The 15,363-nt window shown below is 71.2% G+C and carries 13 protein-coding genes; 3 read left to right on the forward strand and 10 right to left on the reverse strand.

Annotated features, from left to right (window positions below):
- The first annotated feature begins 911 nt into the window (after nucleotides 1-911).
- On the forward strand, nucleotides 912-1,769 hold the full coding sequence (locus tag GQS52_RS13720; protein WP_182316430.1) for a formylglycine-generating enzyme family protein: 858 nt from the start codon (nucleotides 912-914) through the stop codon (nucleotides 1,767-1,769).
- A gap of 79 nt (nucleotides 1,770-1,848) precedes the next feature.
- Here the strand turns inward: GQS52_RS13720 and GQS52_RS13725 are convergent, their stop codons facing one another.
- The 3 genes from GQS52_RS13725 to GQS52_RS13735 form a co-directional block, all read right to left on the reverse strand.
- Entirely contained in the window at nucleotides 1,849-4,200 is a 2,352-nt protein-coding gene (locus GQS52_RS13725; protein WP_182313718.1) for an arylsulfatase, read from the reverse strand.
- A gap of 145 nt (nucleotides 4,201-4,345) precedes the next feature.
- Complete coding sequence (locus GQS52_RS13730; protein WP_182313719.1) at nucleotides 4,346-4,738, reverse strand: PIN domain-containing protein; 393 nt, start codon at nucleotides 4,736-4,738, stop codon at nucleotides 4,346-4,348.
- Complete coding sequence (locus tag GQS52_RS13735; RefSeq protein ID WP_182313720.1) at nucleotides 4,735-5,013, reverse strand: hypothetical protein; 279 nt, start codon at nucleotides 5,011-5,013, stop codon at nucleotides 4,735-4,737. Before GQS52_RS13735 ends, GQS52_RS13730 begins: the two co-directional genes overlap by 4 nt.
- Nucleotides 5,014-5,357: 344 nt before the next feature.
- On the opposite strand from GQS52_RS13735, the gene GQS52_RS13740 reads away from it, so the two are divergent.
- Entirely contained in the window at nucleotides 5,358-7,403 is a 2,046-nt protein-coding gene (locus GQS52_RS13740) for a hypothetical protein (RefSeq protein WP_259370765.1), read from the forward strand.
- Between the two features lie 167 nt (nucleotides 7,404-7,570).
- On the opposite strand, the gene GQS52_RS13745 is transcribed toward GQS52_RS13740, so the two are convergent.
- The 5 genes from GQS52_RS13745 to GQS52_RS13765 all read right to left on the reverse strand — a co-directional run bounded on the left by GQS52_RS13745 (nucleotide 7,571) and on the right by GQS52_RS13765 (nucleotide 10,634).
- On the reverse strand, nucleotides 7,571-7,963 hold the full coding sequence (locus GQS52_RS13745) for a DNA-binding protein (RefSeq protein WP_182313721.1): 393 nt from the start codon (nucleotides 7,961-7,963) through the stop codon (nucleotides 7,571-7,573).
- A complete protein-coding gene (locus GQS52_RS13750; RefSeq protein WP_182313722.1) occupies nucleotides 7,963-8,214 on the reverse strand; it encodes a hypothetical protein in 252 nt (83 codons plus the stop codon). The genes GQS52_RS13745 and GQS52_RS13750 overlap by 1 nt, the downstream gene beginning before the upstream one ends.
- A gap of 61 nt (nucleotides 8,215-8,275) precedes the next feature.
- Nucleotides 8,276-9,481, reverse strand: coding sequence for a damage-control phosphatase ARMT1 family protein (locus GQS52_RS13755; protein WP_182316431.1), 1,206 nt, complete (start codon nucleotides 9,479-9,481; stop codon nucleotides 8,276-8,278).
- Between the two features lie 144 nt (nucleotides 9,482-9,625).
- Complete coding sequence (locus tag GQS52_RS13760) at nucleotides 9,626-9,847, reverse strand: DUF397 domain-containing protein (RefSeq protein ID WP_182313723.1); 222 nt, start codon at nucleotides 9,845-9,847, stop codon at nucleotides 9,626-9,628.
- On the reverse strand, nucleotides 9,840-10,634 hold the full coding sequence (locus GQS52_RS13765) for a helix-turn-helix transcriptional regulator (protein ID WP_182313724.1): 795 nt from the start codon (nucleotides 10,632-10,634) through the stop codon (nucleotides 9,840-9,842). Before GQS52_RS13765 ends, GQS52_RS13760 begins: the two co-directional genes overlap by 8 nt.
- Nucleotides 10,635-10,711: 77 nt before the next feature.
- Between GQS52_RS13765 and GQS52_RS13770 the strand changes: the two genes are divergently transcribed.
- On the forward strand, nucleotides 10,712-11,224 hold the full coding sequence (locus GQS52_RS13770; RefSeq protein WP_346268240.1) for a hypothetical protein: 513 nt from the start codon (nucleotides 10,712-10,714) through the stop codon (nucleotides 11,222-11,224).
- 70 nt (nucleotides 11,225-11,294) lie between these two features.
- On the opposite strand, the gene GQS52_RS13775 is transcribed toward GQS52_RS13770, so the two are convergent.
- Together GQS52_RS13775 and GQS52_RS13780 are read right to left on the reverse strand one after the other, a co-directional pair.
- On the reverse strand, nucleotides 11,295-14,384 hold the full coding sequence (locus GQS52_RS13775) for an FG-GAP-like repeat-containing protein (RefSeq protein WP_182313725.1): 3,090 nt from the start codon (nucleotides 14,382-14,384) through the stop codon (nucleotides 11,295-11,297).
- A gap of 261 nt (nucleotides 14,385-14,645) precedes the next feature.
- Nucleotides 14,646-15,176 (reverse strand): methylated-DNA--[protein]-cysteine S-methyltransferase, encoded by a 531-nt coding sequence (locus GQS52_RS13780; RefSeq protein ID WP_182313726.1) that lies wholly within the window; start codon nucleotides 15,174-15,176, stop codon nucleotides 14,646-14,648.
- Nucleotides 15,177-15,363 lie beyond the last annotated feature (187 nt).

Raw genomic sequence — 15,363 nt, forward strand, 5'->3', positions numbered from 1 at the left:
CGGCTGACCCATTCGCGGATCAGTCTCTCTGCTCGGTTAAGAGTGTCCCCTGGAGACCTCTCATGACCGGTTAGTAGGAGCTGACACGCATACAGCTCGCGCATTTTGCCTCTTTTGGGTAAATTCAAGCGAATCCGACATTTGTGTGTGGCGAGTTCCTGGCTCGCTCTCCCATATCAAGTACCAAGGGTGGAGGGGCCCGCAAGTCCCACTCGCGTCCTGGAGAGGCTCTTCTTGAACTGTCTCCGTCTGCCCAGTCGGTGTCGGCTGAGAAAAGTGCTGCCAGAGGCCGAGAAACGGCCGCCGTTGCGTGAGTGCTGCGTGAGCGGACTGAGTGACCCTAGGGTGGACTCGGCGTCATAACGATCAAGGTCGAGCGTCTCTGACTTGGGAAAACGGGCTTCTGTGCCACCGTCCGGCACCAGGCGAGAGGATCTTGCAGGCCCTCGTGATGCGTAGGCCGCGGGTTCGAATCCCGCAGGCGGCTCTGGCAAAGACCAGGTCACATAGTCCGTGACCTGGTCTTTTTGTTGCTCGGGGCATGGCGCGGCACACGGCCTAGGTGTCGACCCGGTTCACCGTCGATCCGCGGGGACGTGGTCGCCGAGTGGCCGTCGCCCGCGGGAGCGGGGCCCGGTCGTGCCGCGGGAGGGCCGACGCATGCCGGTGATCCTTTGGCGTGGCACCGTGTCGCCCTCACCGGGGCGGGAGCCGTGCCTCCAGAATCGCCGGAGGTTTCCGTGTTCTCGGCGAAGGGACGGACGGTGCGGGACGGCGAGGTGCGGACGGGCTGCTGCGGCCCGTCCCGACAGGATCCGGCGGTGGGGGCGGCCGGGGCACCCGCCGGTGACGTGCGCGTGCCCGGCGCGGGGAGCGGCCGGGACTGGGACCAGGGCCGGGACCGGGGGGGCATGGTGCGGCTGGACGCCGCCGTGTTCCTGATGGGCTCCGAGGACGGGTGGGCGGTGCCGGGAGACGGGGAGGGCCCGGTGCACGAAGTGGCGCTCGCGCCGTACTGGATCGACCGCTGCGCCGTCTCCAACGCCGACTTCGGCGGCTTCACCGCCGCGACCGGGTACGTGACGGAGGCCGAGCGGTACGGCTGGTCGTTCGTCTTCGCGGGACTGCTGCCGCCCGGCTTCCCCGACACCCGGGCCGTCGCGGCGGCCCCTTGGTGGCGGCAGGTGCACGGGGCCTGCTGGCGGCACCCCGAAGGCCCCGGCAGCGACCTCACCGACCGCGCCGACCACCCGGTGGTGCACGTCTCCTGGAACGACGCCCGTGCGTACGCGCGGTGGGCGGGCAAGCGGCTGCCGACCGAGGCGGAGTGGGAGTACGCCGCCCGCGGCGGCCTGGAACAGGCCGCCTTCCCCTGGGGCGACGAGTCGGAGCCGGGCGGCGAGCGCCGGATGAACGTCTGGCAGGGCCGCTTCCCCAACCGCCACACCCGCCCTGACGGCTGGTACGGAACCGCGCCGGTCACCGCCTACCCCGCCAACGGCCACGGTCTGCACAACGTGTGCGGCAACGTCTGGGAGTGGTGCGCCGACCGGTACGCACCGGACTACTACGGGCGGAGTCCCCGCGACAATCCCCCGGGCCCGCCACTCGGTGCCGCCCGGGTCCTCCGCGGCGGCTCCTACCTGTGCCACGCCTCCTACTGCCGCCGCTACCGCGTGGCGGCCCGCAGCTCCAGCACCCCCGACAGCAGCACCGGCCATCAGGGCTTTCGCTGCGCGGCGGACGCCGGGCCCGTCGGACCTGCGTGACGGGCCCGGCGTGACGGGCCCGGTGCGTATGGGGCCGGTGCGTACGGGACCTGTGCGGGCGGGGGCCGCTCGGCCCGTGTCAGTCGCGGTGGAACACGGCGACGAGTTCCTTCTCCAGGTCCACGAAGGGCTCTCCGCTGACATCCACCACGACCTCGCGGATCGTGCCGCCGAGGAACTCGAAGGGGGAGTCGTAGTCGCTGGAGACCGGCTGACCGCTGTCGCGGCCGACCGCGAACCCCTCGCCGACCAGGGAGAACAGCCCGGGCTGGGTCTTGATGTCCGCCTCGGCGACCTGCCGGCCACCGACGTGGAGGGCGAGTGTTCCGTGGGTGCTGCCCTGCTCGTCGCGTTCGCCGGCCCGGAAGGCGGCGGAGAGGGTGAGATCGCCGGTGCCGACCGGCTCCGGCGAGCTGATCCTCTGCTCCACGCGCCCCAGCCAGTTGTAGACGTAGTGCAGGCACCCGTCCTTGAGGTACAGGCTGTGGCCGCCGAACCGGCCTCCGTGGGCGAAGAGGACGCCGTGCGCCTCGGGCGTGTCCAGGCGCGTGTCGGCGACGACGGTGTAGGACCGTCCGCGGATGTTGACCGCCACCGCCTCGGGCACGTCGGCGCAGCCGGGGTAGTAGACGTACCGGTTGCGGGGCTCGGCGACCTGCGGCCTGGGGGTCGCGAGGATCTCGAGGGGGCCGCGGTCGTCCAGCGGCAGGCCGTGGTACTTCTCGGCCTCCCGCGACCACAGGCGCTTGAGCTCCTCGAGCTTCTCGGGGTGCTCGCCCGCCAGGTCGCGGTTCCCGGAGCGGTCCTCGCGCAGGTTGTAGAGCTCCCAGGTGTCCTGGTCGAAGCGGCTCCAGCCGGAGGGGGCCGGCGGGTGCACGGTGGCGGCGTGCCAGCCGTCGTGCCAGATTCCGCGGGTACCGAGCATCGTGTAGAACTGCGTCTGCTTCGGATCGGGTGCCTGCGGGTCCTCCAGGACCCTGCGGAAGCTGACGCCCTCCAGGGGGCTCTGGGCGACGCCCTTCACCAGGGCGGGGGGCTGGATGCCCAGCAGGTCGTAGAGGGTGGGCACGACGTCGACGGCGTGCAGGTACTGGTGCCGCACCTCGCCGCGTGCCGAGATGCCCCTCGGCCAGGCGATGATCATCGGGTCGGCGATGCCGCCCTCGTAGGAGACCCAGCGCTTCCAGTACTTGAAGGGCGTGTTGAACGCCCACGCCCATCCGGTGGGGTAGTGGTTGTAGGTGGTGGGGCTGCCCAGCTCGTCGAGGCGGCGCAGGTTCTCGGCGAGGTCGTCGGGCACTCCGTTGAAGAAGTTCATCTCGTTGACCGAGCCGTTCGGGCCGCCCTCGGCGCTGGCGCCGTTGTCCGAGACCGCGACGATGAGGGTGTTCTCCAGTTGCCCGGACTCCTCCAGGTAGTCCAGCAGCCGCCCGATCTGGGCGTCGGTGTAGGAGACGAATCCGGCGAAGACCTCGGCCATCCGGGTGAACAGCCGCTTTTCGTCGCTGCTCAGCGACTCCCACGGGCGGACGGACTCCCCGGCCGGCCAGGGCTGCCCCGAGGGTCCTGCGGCGTCCGGTTCGCCGTGCGGATTGATCGGGGTGAGTTCGGTGCCCTCGGGCATGACGCCCAGCTCGATCTGCCGCCGGAGCGTCATGCGCCGGTAGACCTCGTAGCCGTCGTCGAACGTGCCCGCGTACCGGTCCGCCCACTCCTTGAAGACGTGGTGGGGCGCGTGGCCGGCGCTGGGGCAGAAGTAGGTGAACCAGGGCTTCTCCGGGGCGATGACCTTGGCGTCCCGGATGAACTGGACGGCCCGGTCCGTCAGGTCCTCGGACAGGTGGTAGCCCTGCTCCGGGCCGTAGGGCGGTTCGACCGGGTGGTTGTCGTGGACCAGGTTGGGGTAGTACTGGTCGGCCTCGCCGCCTAGGAACCCGTAGAACCGCTCGAAGCCCCGGCCCAGCGGCCAGTGCCGCTTCGAGGACGCCAGGTTGGCCTCCTCGGCCGGGCACAGGTGCCACTTGCCCACGGCGTAGGTGTTCCAGCCCCGCTCCACCAGCACCTCCGCCAGGTTTCCGTTCTCGAACGGGATCCGTCCGCTGGACCCCGGGAAACCGCTGGTCGCCTCCGCGATGCAGGCCATCCCGTTGCTGGTCGCGTTCCGCCCGGTCAGCAGGGACGCCCGGGTCGGGGAGCACAGGGCCGTGGTGTGGAAGTTCGTGAACCGCACGCCCATGTCGGCGATCCGGCGCATCGCCGGGGCCTCCACCAGCCCGCCGAAGACGTCGAACGTTCCGAAGCCGATGTCGTCCCACACCAGGTACAGCACGTTGGGGGCGCCCTCGGGGGCCTGCGGCTGCCGGTACGGTTCCCAGTCCGGCACCGAGTCCCGGATGTCCTGCTGGATCACACCCCGGAACGGAACGGCCATCTTCGTCTCCTCGGACTTCACGGCGGACATCCCCCGCTGTGGAGAAACGTAGGCAGCAGGCGCGGTCACCTGCCTCCGCTGCGGCCGACGACTGGGCCGGAAGGGGCACCGGGCATTCCCTCCGCCGTACCGGTGTCGCGCCGCGTCAGACCTTGAAGACGCGGACGCCGGGGCCGCACAGCATGCGGAGGTCCTCGGGGTCCGACGTGAGGACGGTCACGGGGGAGGGCGAGGCCAGCGCGGTGGCGGCCACGAGGGCGTCGAGGGCGTACTTGTGGCCGTGCAGACCGGCTGCGGCGAGCAGCTTGCTCGCGTGGCGGGCGATCGCCTCGGTGGGCGGGACGATGTTGACGCGCGAGACGGCGTAGTCGAAGCGGGCCTGGTCGGTCCTGGGGTCGCGGGCTTCGACGAGGGTGACCGAGCTGGTGATGACGCGGACGTCCTCCGCCTCGGCGGCGGCCAGCCACTCGGTGAACTCGGGCGTGCGGCGGACGAGCTTGGACAGGCCTTCGCAGTCCAGGACGAGGGTGCCGCTCATGCAGCGTCTGCGGAGTCGGCCGCGTCGCCGCGCAGGAGCGCCCGCTTGGCCTCGACCGCCGTCCGGTCCACCGGCCCGTGCTCGGACTCGGCGTCCTCGACGAGTTCGCGCAGCCGCTCCCGTTCGAGCTGGCGCTGGATGAGGGCTTCGACGTAGGCGGACATGCCGCGCTTCCCGGTGCGTGCCTTGAGAGCGGCGATGGTGCCTTCGTGAAGGGAGACGGAGACGGGGCGGACGGGGCCTTCGCCGGGAGCGGGGTCGGGGATGGTGGCCATGGAGTCACATTAACAAAACTCTTGTTAATCAACGGGGTGATTCTGCGGTGCTGTGGCTCGTACGGAGGCGGGTGGTGGATCGCCTCGCGGGGCTGCGGACCCTCTTGACGGGCCGGTCTGCCGCTCTGCCGAGGGGTGTGGGGAATGCCGGGGGAGCGTGGACGTCTGTGGACGGTGCGCCACGGCATGGGAGCAGCAGGACCGCGACCGGCGCTCCGGCTTGCAGCAGCAGGATGGATCTGACGCGCTCACCGCCGGCTGCGTCGTGCGTCGTGCGTCGGCGGTAGCGTGGCACGGCAAGGAACGCTGGTCGACTGTTGAGAGGTTGGGGCGAGTCGATGCGAATGCGGTTCGACGCTGGGGCCGAGGAGGAGTTCGAGGCCGCGTGCGAGCTGCTGGTCGCCCGCCTGGCCCGCTGGGCCGACGAGCGGGGGATGCCGGTGGACGGGCTCATGGCCGAGGAGGCGCTGGACTACCGGCACCGGGCGACTGCCGACGGCCGGCTGGGGCTGTGGGAGCCACAGCACGTGGAGGAGCTGCTGCTGTCCTGGCTGCCGGAGCAGGTCACAGAACTCCCCGGGGAGGAGCACGCCGACGCCCCGGGCACGCTGCGTGCGTTGTTGCGCTATCTGCACGCCGCGCAGTTGGCGGACCCGCGGGGCCCGGCGCTTCAGGACTCCCTCGCGGCGGTCGACGCGGCGGCGGAGCGGTATCCGGCGGCGATGGCGGACCGCACCCGCTGGGGCTTGGCGAAGTTCTGGGTGATGACTGCTGCCGGGCAGGGTGTGGACGTTCTGGACGATGCCGCCTTGCAGCTGTTCACGGAGCGTGCCCGGGACGGGGAGGTCGCCTACGACGAGCGGGCCCTCGACGAGATCCTGGGACGGCGGCTGACCGGCCGGGCGCTGTCCGGTGCGGCGCGGGCCGAGCCGCAACTGCCTGTGGTGCTGCCGCAGGACGACGAGCTGCGTCGGCGGGCCGAGGCGTCGGCCGTCGTGGCGCAGTTGCGCGGACTCGCCGAGTGGGCGGGGCGCGACGGTCGCGTGGTGACGGCGGCGGGGCGGCTGCGGATGGCCGATGCCCGCGAGCTGGTGGACACGTTGCGCACCGGTGACGAGGTCGAGGGGGTGCGTTCCTCGGCCGACCTGCCGCGGCTGGGCCTGCTGGTGGAGTGGGCGAAGAAGGCGCGGCTCGTCCGGGTGGCCAAGGGGCGGATGTACGCGGTGGCCAAGGCCCGGCCGGTGCTGGCCGATCCGCTGCAGCTGTGGCTGCGCGCTTTCGAGGCGTGTTTCGAGCTGCGGCAGGCGCTGATCGGGACGCGCAGCGACTGGCATGTGGAGTCGATGCTCTTCGACGTGTACGAGGACGTGCTGGAGGACGTGCTGAACACGCTCTACAGCCTGCCGTACCCGATGCCCTGGCCGCAGCTGCGTGACTCCGTGCACTTGGTGTACCGGGCCGGCTTCCGGATGGACGGCGGTTCGGAGGCCCGGCAGCGGATGTGGTTCGAGCACGCGGACCGGGACCTGCGTACGGTGCTCGACGTGCTGGCGGACCTGGGCGCGATCGAGCGTGATCGAGGGATGGCCGATCCGGTGTTCCTCACTGTCGACCCCCTGGCCGTGGACGCGGATACGGACGCGGACGCAACGGCGATCGCCGGAGGTGAACTGCGCGCGGGCGTACCGTCGGAGCTTGCCGAACTGCTGGGCATCGCGGATGCGGTCGCGGAGCCGGCGGCGCGGAAGCGTGCCCGTGCCCGGCGCGAGGAGCTGACCGCCGGGCCGGTCGAGCTCGTCCGTCTCACCGAGCTGGGCACCCGGGCCGTACGGCAGCGGTTGCTGGCGGCCGGCCGCGACGCACCGCTGGTCGGTGAACTGGTCCATGCGCCGGCAGCTGGCCTGCTGGGCGTACTGGCCGAGGATTATCCCCCGGACGCCACCCGCGTGGAGCTGGACGGCTGGCTCTCGGCCCGAGGCGAGCGGGATGCCGCGCTGCGGCAACTCACTGAAGCCGTACGGTCCATGTCCTTCCGTACGCGTGCGCAGGCGATGCTCGAAGTGTTGCTGACGGCGTTGCCGGACGGCGAGGGCGAGCGGTTGCTGCGCGGGCTTCGCGGTGACGCCTGGCTGGCGCCGCTCGCGTTGAGCACGCTGGCACACCATGAGCTGCTGTCTCCCGAGGACATGACTGATGCCGAGCATCTGATGGTGCTCGCCGAGGGCCTGCTGCAACTGGTGGAGCTGGCAGGCGGCGGGGAGGGCGCCGAGGAGATGCTGCGGGCCCAGGGCCCGGAGGCCAGGGACGCGGTTGCCGTCGTGCTGGAGTCCGCGCACCCGGACCGGTCCGGGCTCGAAGAACTCGGGCGGTTGGCAGCCAGGGCGCTGTGAGTTCCCGCTGCGCGCCTCGGTCGTGCCCGGAAACGTTGCTACGGCGCCGGCAGGACCGGTAAGAGCGGCAAGACTGGTAGGAGTGGCAAGGCCGGTAAGAGTGGCCGCAGGCGGCAACACTGACGGCCTGGGCTCTTGCATTCCGCCCCGGGCCTTGTGCCGAACGGTCAGGCTTTGACGATCTCGATGGTCGGTCCGCAGAGCAGGCCGATGTCCTCGGGGTCGGAGGTGAGGACGGTGACCGGTCCCGGCGCGGAGCGGGCAACGGCGGCGAGGACGGCGTCGATGGCGTACTTGTGGCCGCTGAGACGGTGATTACGCAGCAGCACCGCGGCTCGGTCGGTGACTTCCTTGGTGACGTCATGAACGTCGACCCGGGAGAGCACCCACCGGATGCGGGCGGGGTGGATGCGTTCGTAGTCCGCCTCGAGTGTGGTCATAGCGGTCGTGGTCACCCGGACGCCTTCTTCCGCGGCGGCTTGGACGAGGGCCAGGACTGCACGGTCCTTGAGGTAGAGCTTGGACAGGCCCTCACTGTCGAGGAGGAGCGTGCCGGGCATCAGGCCGCAGCACCGCCCGAGTGGCGCTGATCGTGGCGCAGTACGGCACGGGCTGCCTCGATCTCCTCCCGGGACAACGGCTCGTTGTCGGTCTCGAAGTCGGAGACGATCTCCCGAAGCTTGTCCATGGCCACACGCTGCTCAAGCGCCTCGGCCACGTAGGAGGAGAAGCTGCCGGGGCCTACGTGGGCGCGTACGGCCTCGGCGAGGTCCTCGGGAAGACTGATCGAGTACTTCTTGCTACCACTCATGGTTCTAATGATACCAGTGGTAGGAAGATCTTTGTTGTGTTGTTCCAGCGCCGGGGCGGGCCTACCGCCGGGCCTGGACGAGGGCGTGGGTGCCGCTGGTGCGCCATGCCTCACCCGATCGTTCGAGGGCGTTCAGGGTTTGTTCCTCCAACCCGACGACGACGTCCGACTTCAGGGTGCGCAGTGCCGCGACAGGCCCGGGGAAGTACGCGGTGAGGTCGGCGAACGGCGTCGTCGCCTCCCACAGCCGGTCGCCCACGAGACGGCGGTAGTTGAGGTCGCCCTTGAGGACGGTCACCGCAGCGGACGCGAACTCCTCCCGCAGGTCCTCGGGCATCTCCTCGTACGGCAACGGAGCGCAGAAGAACGGGTGGGTGCGCACTTCCAGCCGGCCGGTTGCCATGGCGTCCCAGAGGCGTTCGCCGATCGCGCCTGCTTCGCCGGACGCCCGGGTGAGGCGGCGCAGGCAGTCGACGACGTCCGCCGTCGTCGCGTCGGAGACGTAGTACGGGTGGGGCTTGACGTGCAGGACGACCCGTTCGGCGTGGCGCCGTTCGAGGAAGTGGTCGACGAGGACCAGGTCGGGGACCAGCTCCCGTCCGGCGTTGTCCGCGACCACGGCGACGGTGGCCCGTGCGCCTGCGGGCAGGAGGTGCCACAGCAGGGCGCTGTCGTCGGCGACCAGGCCGCTGCCGGTGCTGGTTCCGGTTCCGGTTCCGGTTCCGGTGCTGTCGGGTGTTGGCTTCCCCGCCGAGACGAGGAAGCCGAGGTCGGCGCGGTTGCCCCAGAGCGAGGCGTGCAGCAGGGCCGTGGCCCGGTCTCCGGCGGGCATGTCGGCGAGCGTGTCCAGAGCCCGGAGTTCCTCGTCCACAGTCTCGCTGCGCAGTTCGGCCTCTTTGAAGGGGGCGAACGGGTCGATTCCCTGCCACGGTCCCGCGCCGAAGTACTCGGTGGCCGCGAGGAGTCTGCGGTAGAAGTAGCTCTCGGCCCACAGGAACGGGACGTCGAACCACGATCGTCCGAAGTGCTCACGTCCCCAGGCCGACCAGAGCTCGTGGTCGGAGGCGTGCCCGGAGGCGTCGAGTGGTTCGACGACACCGTCTGTGATCTCGTCCAGCAGTGCGTCGAGGGCCCGGCGCGGCCGGGGACCGTACGGGAAGGCGCTGCGCACCTGCCGGATCAGCGCCGGATGCCGTTCGGTCAGGACACCCCGGGCGAACGAGCCGGGCCTGTCGCCCCGGATCACCGGAGCACCGGGATCGGGAATCCGGCCGGAGCCACGGCCGGTCCGACCGTCCGGGGCGGGGAAGGCGTTCGCTGCCACGGTGTCTGAACCCCTCGCGTCGTCGCTCGTGTGGTTCCGGTACTGGGAGCCCACCCGCAGAAGGCGGGGCGGGTGGCGGCTCGGGGCTCAGGTTGGGAAGTCTCCGCGTTTGACGGCGGTGACGAAGGTGGACCAGCTGTCGGTGGGGAAGACGAGGGCGGGGCCGTGGGGGTCCTTGGAGTCGCGGACGGGGACGCCGGACGGGTGGCCGTCCATGACCTCGACGCAACTGCCGCCGTCGTTGTTGCTGTGCGACGACTTGCGCCAGCCGCTCAGCACGGACGCGTCCCGGATGATGCGCTCAGTCATGGTGTCCGTGCTCCTCCGCCGCCGCCCTCATGAGGGCAAGAGAGTCCTTCAGTGGCAGTGCGTCGCCCAGGGCCAGATCGTATGCGCCGCGAAGTCGCTCGACCAGGGTGGGGGAATCGTGGACCTTGCCCATCAGGGCGGCTTCACTGTATGCGGCCGGGGGTTGGTCCTCGAACCACATCAGCGTCACCATGCCGTTGAGAAGAGGGTGTGCGCCCAGCCCGAACGGCAGGACGTGGATGCGCACGCGTTCGCTCTCCGCCAGGCGGACCATGTGCATGATCTGTTCCGCCATGATCTCCGGCCCGCCGATCGGGCGGCGCAGCACCGCCTCGTCCAGCAGCGCCCACACTACGGGCGTCACCGGGTTGTTGAGGATCTTCGCGCGCTCGAGCCGTGTGACGACAAGTCTGTCGCACTCGTCGTCACTCCTGGGCGGGAAACCGGAGCGCATGACCGTACGTGCGTACCTTTCCGTCTGCATGATCCCCGGGACGAACGAGTACGCGAACTCTCGGATCATCGTGGCTTGTAGTTCGAGCTGGCGTGCTGCTTCGAAGTAGTCGGAAACCGCCGCGTCCTCCTGCGGGAGGAAGCTGCTCAGGACGTCTCCGGTGTTCAGGGCCGTGTCCAGGCGGCGGGCGTCCTCGCGGGAGGGGATGCGGCGGCCCGCTTCGATGTGCGAGATGTGCGAGCGGGTCATGAACGCCGCGTCGGCCAGTTCCTGCTGTGTCAGGCCGGCGGCCTCGCGCCGTGCCTTCAGCCAGTCCCCGTAGGTGTTGCTCATCGCCAACTCCGATGTGACAGGGGGGTTGTAGCCCGTCACCCCCTGGCGAGCCTAGCCCGGGTCGTCTCACTGTGTGAGTGGATCACTACACAGAGGTCGCGCCGGTGGGCGTCTGCTCGTCGTTGTCGGCGGGGCGGGCGGACGCCGGTGGGCAACACGACGGAGTTACGGGAGTCGAGGACGTGCTGTACTGCAACACCCCTGGTGGACCGGCGGGCAGGGGGCGGCTGCTTCCGTGGTCCACCCCGGAGGGAAACCCCTGCTACGTGCTCGGTGACGGGAGTGGGTACGTCTCCCGGGTGGCGGACGAGGTCGAGCGGGCGCAGTTGGAGGAGGCGGCCGAGCTGCTCGACCGTGCGGCAGGGCTGTTCGACGGCCGGCGGATCGCCCCCGTGCGGCTCCGCCTCCTCGCCGTCCGCATGGCCGAGGCGCTGCGTGACGTGCACCGGATCGCGGTGAGCCGGGGCGCCCGCCTTCCTCCGCCGGCCTACGAGGCCGACGGGGAGGTCGACGGGGAGGTCGACGGAGAGGGCGACAGGGAGGGCGACAGGGAGGGCGGTGGGGGCGTTGCGCCCGTGGCGGGGGCCTGAACGGGCCGGGCCGGCCGGGACGAGGGGGTCTCGTCCCGGCCGGCCCGGTCGGGGGTTGGGTGTCCGGCTGTCAGTAGAGGCCCTTGTAGCCGCCCCAGCCGGTGGCGATCTTGGTGCGGGAGCCGAAGGAGCCCTTGCCGTTGCCGTTGTTGCGGTAGAGGTTTCCGGAGGTGTCGCGGGCGACGATGTCGGACTTGCCGTCGCCGGTGATGTCGCCGACGCCGACGATGACGTTGTAGGTGGAGCCCCAGTCGTTGAAGACCTTCACGCGGGAGGCGAACTGGCCGGTGGCGGTGCCGTCGTAGCGCCACAGTTCGTTGGACTTGTCCTGGGCGATCAGGTCGCCGTGGCCGTCGCCGTTGAGGTCGCCGACGCCGACGATCTTCTTGTAGCCGGTCCAGGCGGAGCGGATCTTCGTGCGGGAGGACAGCTTGCCGGTGCTGGTGGCCTTGTACAGGTAGATGTCGCCGGTGGATGCCTGGCGGGCGATCAGGTCGGCGCGGCCGTCGCCGCTGATGTCGCCGGGGGAGGTGAGCACGTTGTACTGGCCCCAGCCGGTGCCCAGCGAGGTGTAGGCGGTGGAGGTGGTCACGGCCTTGCCGCAGGCGGGCTTGTAGGCGCGCAGTTCGCCGCTGCCCGTGCGTACCAGCACGTCGTTGCACCGGTCGCCGTTGAGGTCGCCGAAGGGCACGGCGGCGGTGGCGGTGGACCAGCCGGAGGCGGAGACCTTGCCGGAGAAGGTGCCCGTCCCGGTGCTCTGCTGGAAGGTCAGGTAGCCGGAGGTGCTGTGGGTGAGCAGGTCGCCGAAGCCGTCCGACCCGGCGTGGTCGCGCCGCACCGCGGCGGCGCCGGTGACCTTCACCGTCCCGGTCTTCGTCAGGGCTGCGCCCTGCCCGTCGGCCGGGGTGGCGGTCAGCGTCCAGGTGTAGGTGCCGTTGGGGGCGAGCTTGCCGGAGGCGTCCTTGCCGTCCCAGGAGGGTGCGACCGCGCCGCGCACCTGGCCGCCGGTCAGGGTGCGCACCGTCGAGCCGGTCGGCTTGTGCTTGATCGCGAGCTTCCAGGAGGCGGCGGGCCTGGACAGCCACCACTTCGGCTTCCACGGCGCCGCGCCGCCCTTGACGTTCGCCGACGCGGCGACGACGGCGTCCGTCTGCGCGAGCGGCGAGGCGGGGACACCGCTGGGCACGAGGTGGATGTCGTTCTTGCCGTCGGTGTGGGCGATCAGGCCGGTGTACGGGTCGACGGTCCACGGGTTCGAGGCCGAGGACCCTTCCAGGATGCGCGACACGGCCGTTTCGCCGCGCACGTCGTTCACCCGGAGCTTTCCGTCGTCGGTGGTCACGACGAAGCCGTCGCCGAGCTTCGCGGGACTGTAGGTGCCGGTCCCGCTCTTCAGGGTGAGCTTCGTCCTCGTGGTGGTGTTGTAGACGCCCTGGCTGTCAGTGGAGCCCACGCAGGACCACAGCAGCCACTCCTGGACGGCCTGGAAGTCCTCCAGGAGGCAGCCGCGGCCGAACCACACGCCCTCGCCGCGCTCACCGGTGCGCAGGTCGATCGGGACGACGCCGTTGTTGCCGTCCCCGACCCACAGGGTGGTGCCCCACAGGGCCGCGGCACCCTCCGGCACCGTCAGCACGGTCTTGCCGCTGTCGAGGTCGACGACCGCGGTCTCCCCGCCCGAGGTGCCGTCCCAGTGGGTGGTCATGGCGACGAAGCGGCCCGCGGCGTCCCGCACCAGGTCGTACTTCCGCGACGCGTCGACCGGCGTGCCGGGCAGGGAACCGCCCGGTGCGACGACCTGGGGCTGGGGGTACGCGCCCTCGTCCCGCTGCCGGCCCCAGAAGACCGTCCGGCCGTCCCCGGTGTCCGTCATCCACAGACAGTTCTGCCAGCTGCATCCCTCGTAGTCGGCGGGGACGGGGCCGCGGTCGGTGCGCGACCCGAAGGAGAGGGCGCCGGTGACGTCGACCGTCCGGCTGTACAGGCCCGTCTGCTTGCGCGACTGGTCGGTCTCCATCGTGGTCAGCCGGCCCTGCGTCAGGCTCAGGGCCTTCAGTGTGTTGGGCAGGACGACGGCCTCGGACTCGGCGACCCGCCGACCGGTGACGGTGCCGTCCGGGCCGGCCTCCAGCAGGTTCACCCCCCAGTCGGAGGGGTCGGGGCCGCCGGCCACCAGGAGTCCGCCGTCGGCCGTGGGGATGGCGCGGCTGTTCAGCGCCCTGGCCACGAGGGTGCCCCGCGCCGAGCCGTCGAGGCCGATGCCCTCGACGCGCCAGACGGGGAGGAAACCGTCCATGGGGCCCAGCGACGGGTCGTGGCGGGTCGCGATCACGGTGTCGCCGACCATGCCCATGAGCCGCCCGTTGCTGTTCGGCAGCGGCACGGTGCGGGGAGCGGCGGTCAGGTCCTGCCGGGAGTACACGAAGACCGTGGAGTCCTCCCACGACAGCAGGTGCGTGGAGGTGAGGACCACGCGCGAGTCGCCGTAGGCCGTGTTGCGGGGGAGGGGGACCAGCCGGCTCTCGTCGGTGTCGAGCCAGCCGGTCTTCACCTGGCCGTCGACCCGGTACTGCACCAGCATGCCGTGGGCGTCGCCCACGGGGGCGGTGGCCGGGAAGATCGCGGTGATGCCGGCGGGGACGTCGGCCACGGTGCGACGCTGCACCGTGCCGTCCCGGAGGTCGGACAGGTGCCACGTCGCGCCCCCCGTCGGGGTGCCGTCCGACGACGTGGTCGTCACGACGGTGCTGCCGAGCGTGGCCAGGTAGGAGTGGCCGCCGGGGACCGGGACGGTGCCGGTCTCCCCGGTCGCCATGTTCCGCAGCGTCACCGTGCCGGCAGAGAAGTTGTGCTGGGCTACGACGTCCGAGTCGGCACCGTAGGCCAGCTCGCCCTGCGATCCGGAGGGGGAGGCGTTGACCACCGTGTCCTGGCCCGTGTAGGAGGTCCACACCTCGCCGCGGTCCGGCTCGTGGCGCAGGAACCCCGAGGAGCCCGACTTCAGGACGTGCGTCCTGGGCACCAGGGACGTGGCACCCGGGACGACGGCCTCCGCGGCCGTCTCGCCGTGGGCGAGGGGCGACAGCGGGCCGAGGCCCAGTGCCAGCGCGAAAGATGCGGCGGCGGCGATGCCACCGCGTACGAGCGCGCGTTTGGTCACGCGGATCCTCCCCGGAAGACAAAAAGAAGCACGGAGAGGGAGTACGACGCACCAAGTGCTGTACAGGTGGCGGCAGTCCGCCGCAAGAGGCCCCCCGGCCCTCCTCCCCCGCGCGAGTGGCCGGATCCTAGCACTCGTCCGCTGCCCGGAAGACTGCCCGGGCGGCGGTCCGGCGGATGGGCCGGGCGGCTGCCGGGCGGCGGCGCCCGCCGCCGTCCCGCGCGGGGCCCTCACGGTCGCGGACCGGGCCGGCGGGCCGCCTCAGACCGGGAACGCCAGCTGTCCCGCGCCCTGCTTCTCGAAGTCCAGCAGGCGCTGCTTGCGGTCCAGGCCGCCGCCGTAGCCGGTGAGGGCGCCGGTGGAGCCCACGACGCGGTGGCAGGGGATGACGATGCCGATCGGGTTCCGGCCGTTGGCCAGGCCCACGGCGCGCGCGGCGCCGGGCCGGCCGAGGCGGGCGGCGAGCTCCCCGTAGGAGAGGGTCTGCCCGTACGGGATCTCCAGCAGGGCGTCCCACACCGTGCGCTGGAAGGGGGTGCCCGCCGGGTCCAGCGGGAGGTCGAACGCGGTGCGCCGGCCGTCGAAGTACTCGCGCAGCTGCCGCACCGTCTCGCCGAACGGCTGCTCGTCGCCGTCACCGCGCTCGCCGAGGAGCTCCTGCGGCGGGCGGTGCCGCTGCTGCTCCATGTAGAGGCCGACGAGCCGGCCGCCGGCGGCCACGAGCGTCAGCGGGCCGTACGGACTGTCCACAACGGTGTGGACGTGCTGCTGCGCCGGATCGCGGGTGATCATGGGTTTTTCCTTTCGCGCCGGGCGGGGAACGCTCGGTCAGCGGCCGGCGGTCGGACCGGGCCGGTGCGTGGGCACCGGCGCCGGTTCCACCGGACACAGTGCCAGTATCGGTGCAGACCGGCCCCGGGACCGGCGGGAATCGGACATCCATGCAGATGGCGCCGGTGGTGCCGGTAGCGCTGGTGGT

Origin of the sequence: Streptomyces sp. SCUT-3, from assembly GCF_014083985.1 — a bacterium.
GTDB lineage: Bacteria > Actinomycetota > Actinomycetes > Streptomycetales > Streptomycetaceae > Streptomyces_H > Streptomyces_H thermolineatus.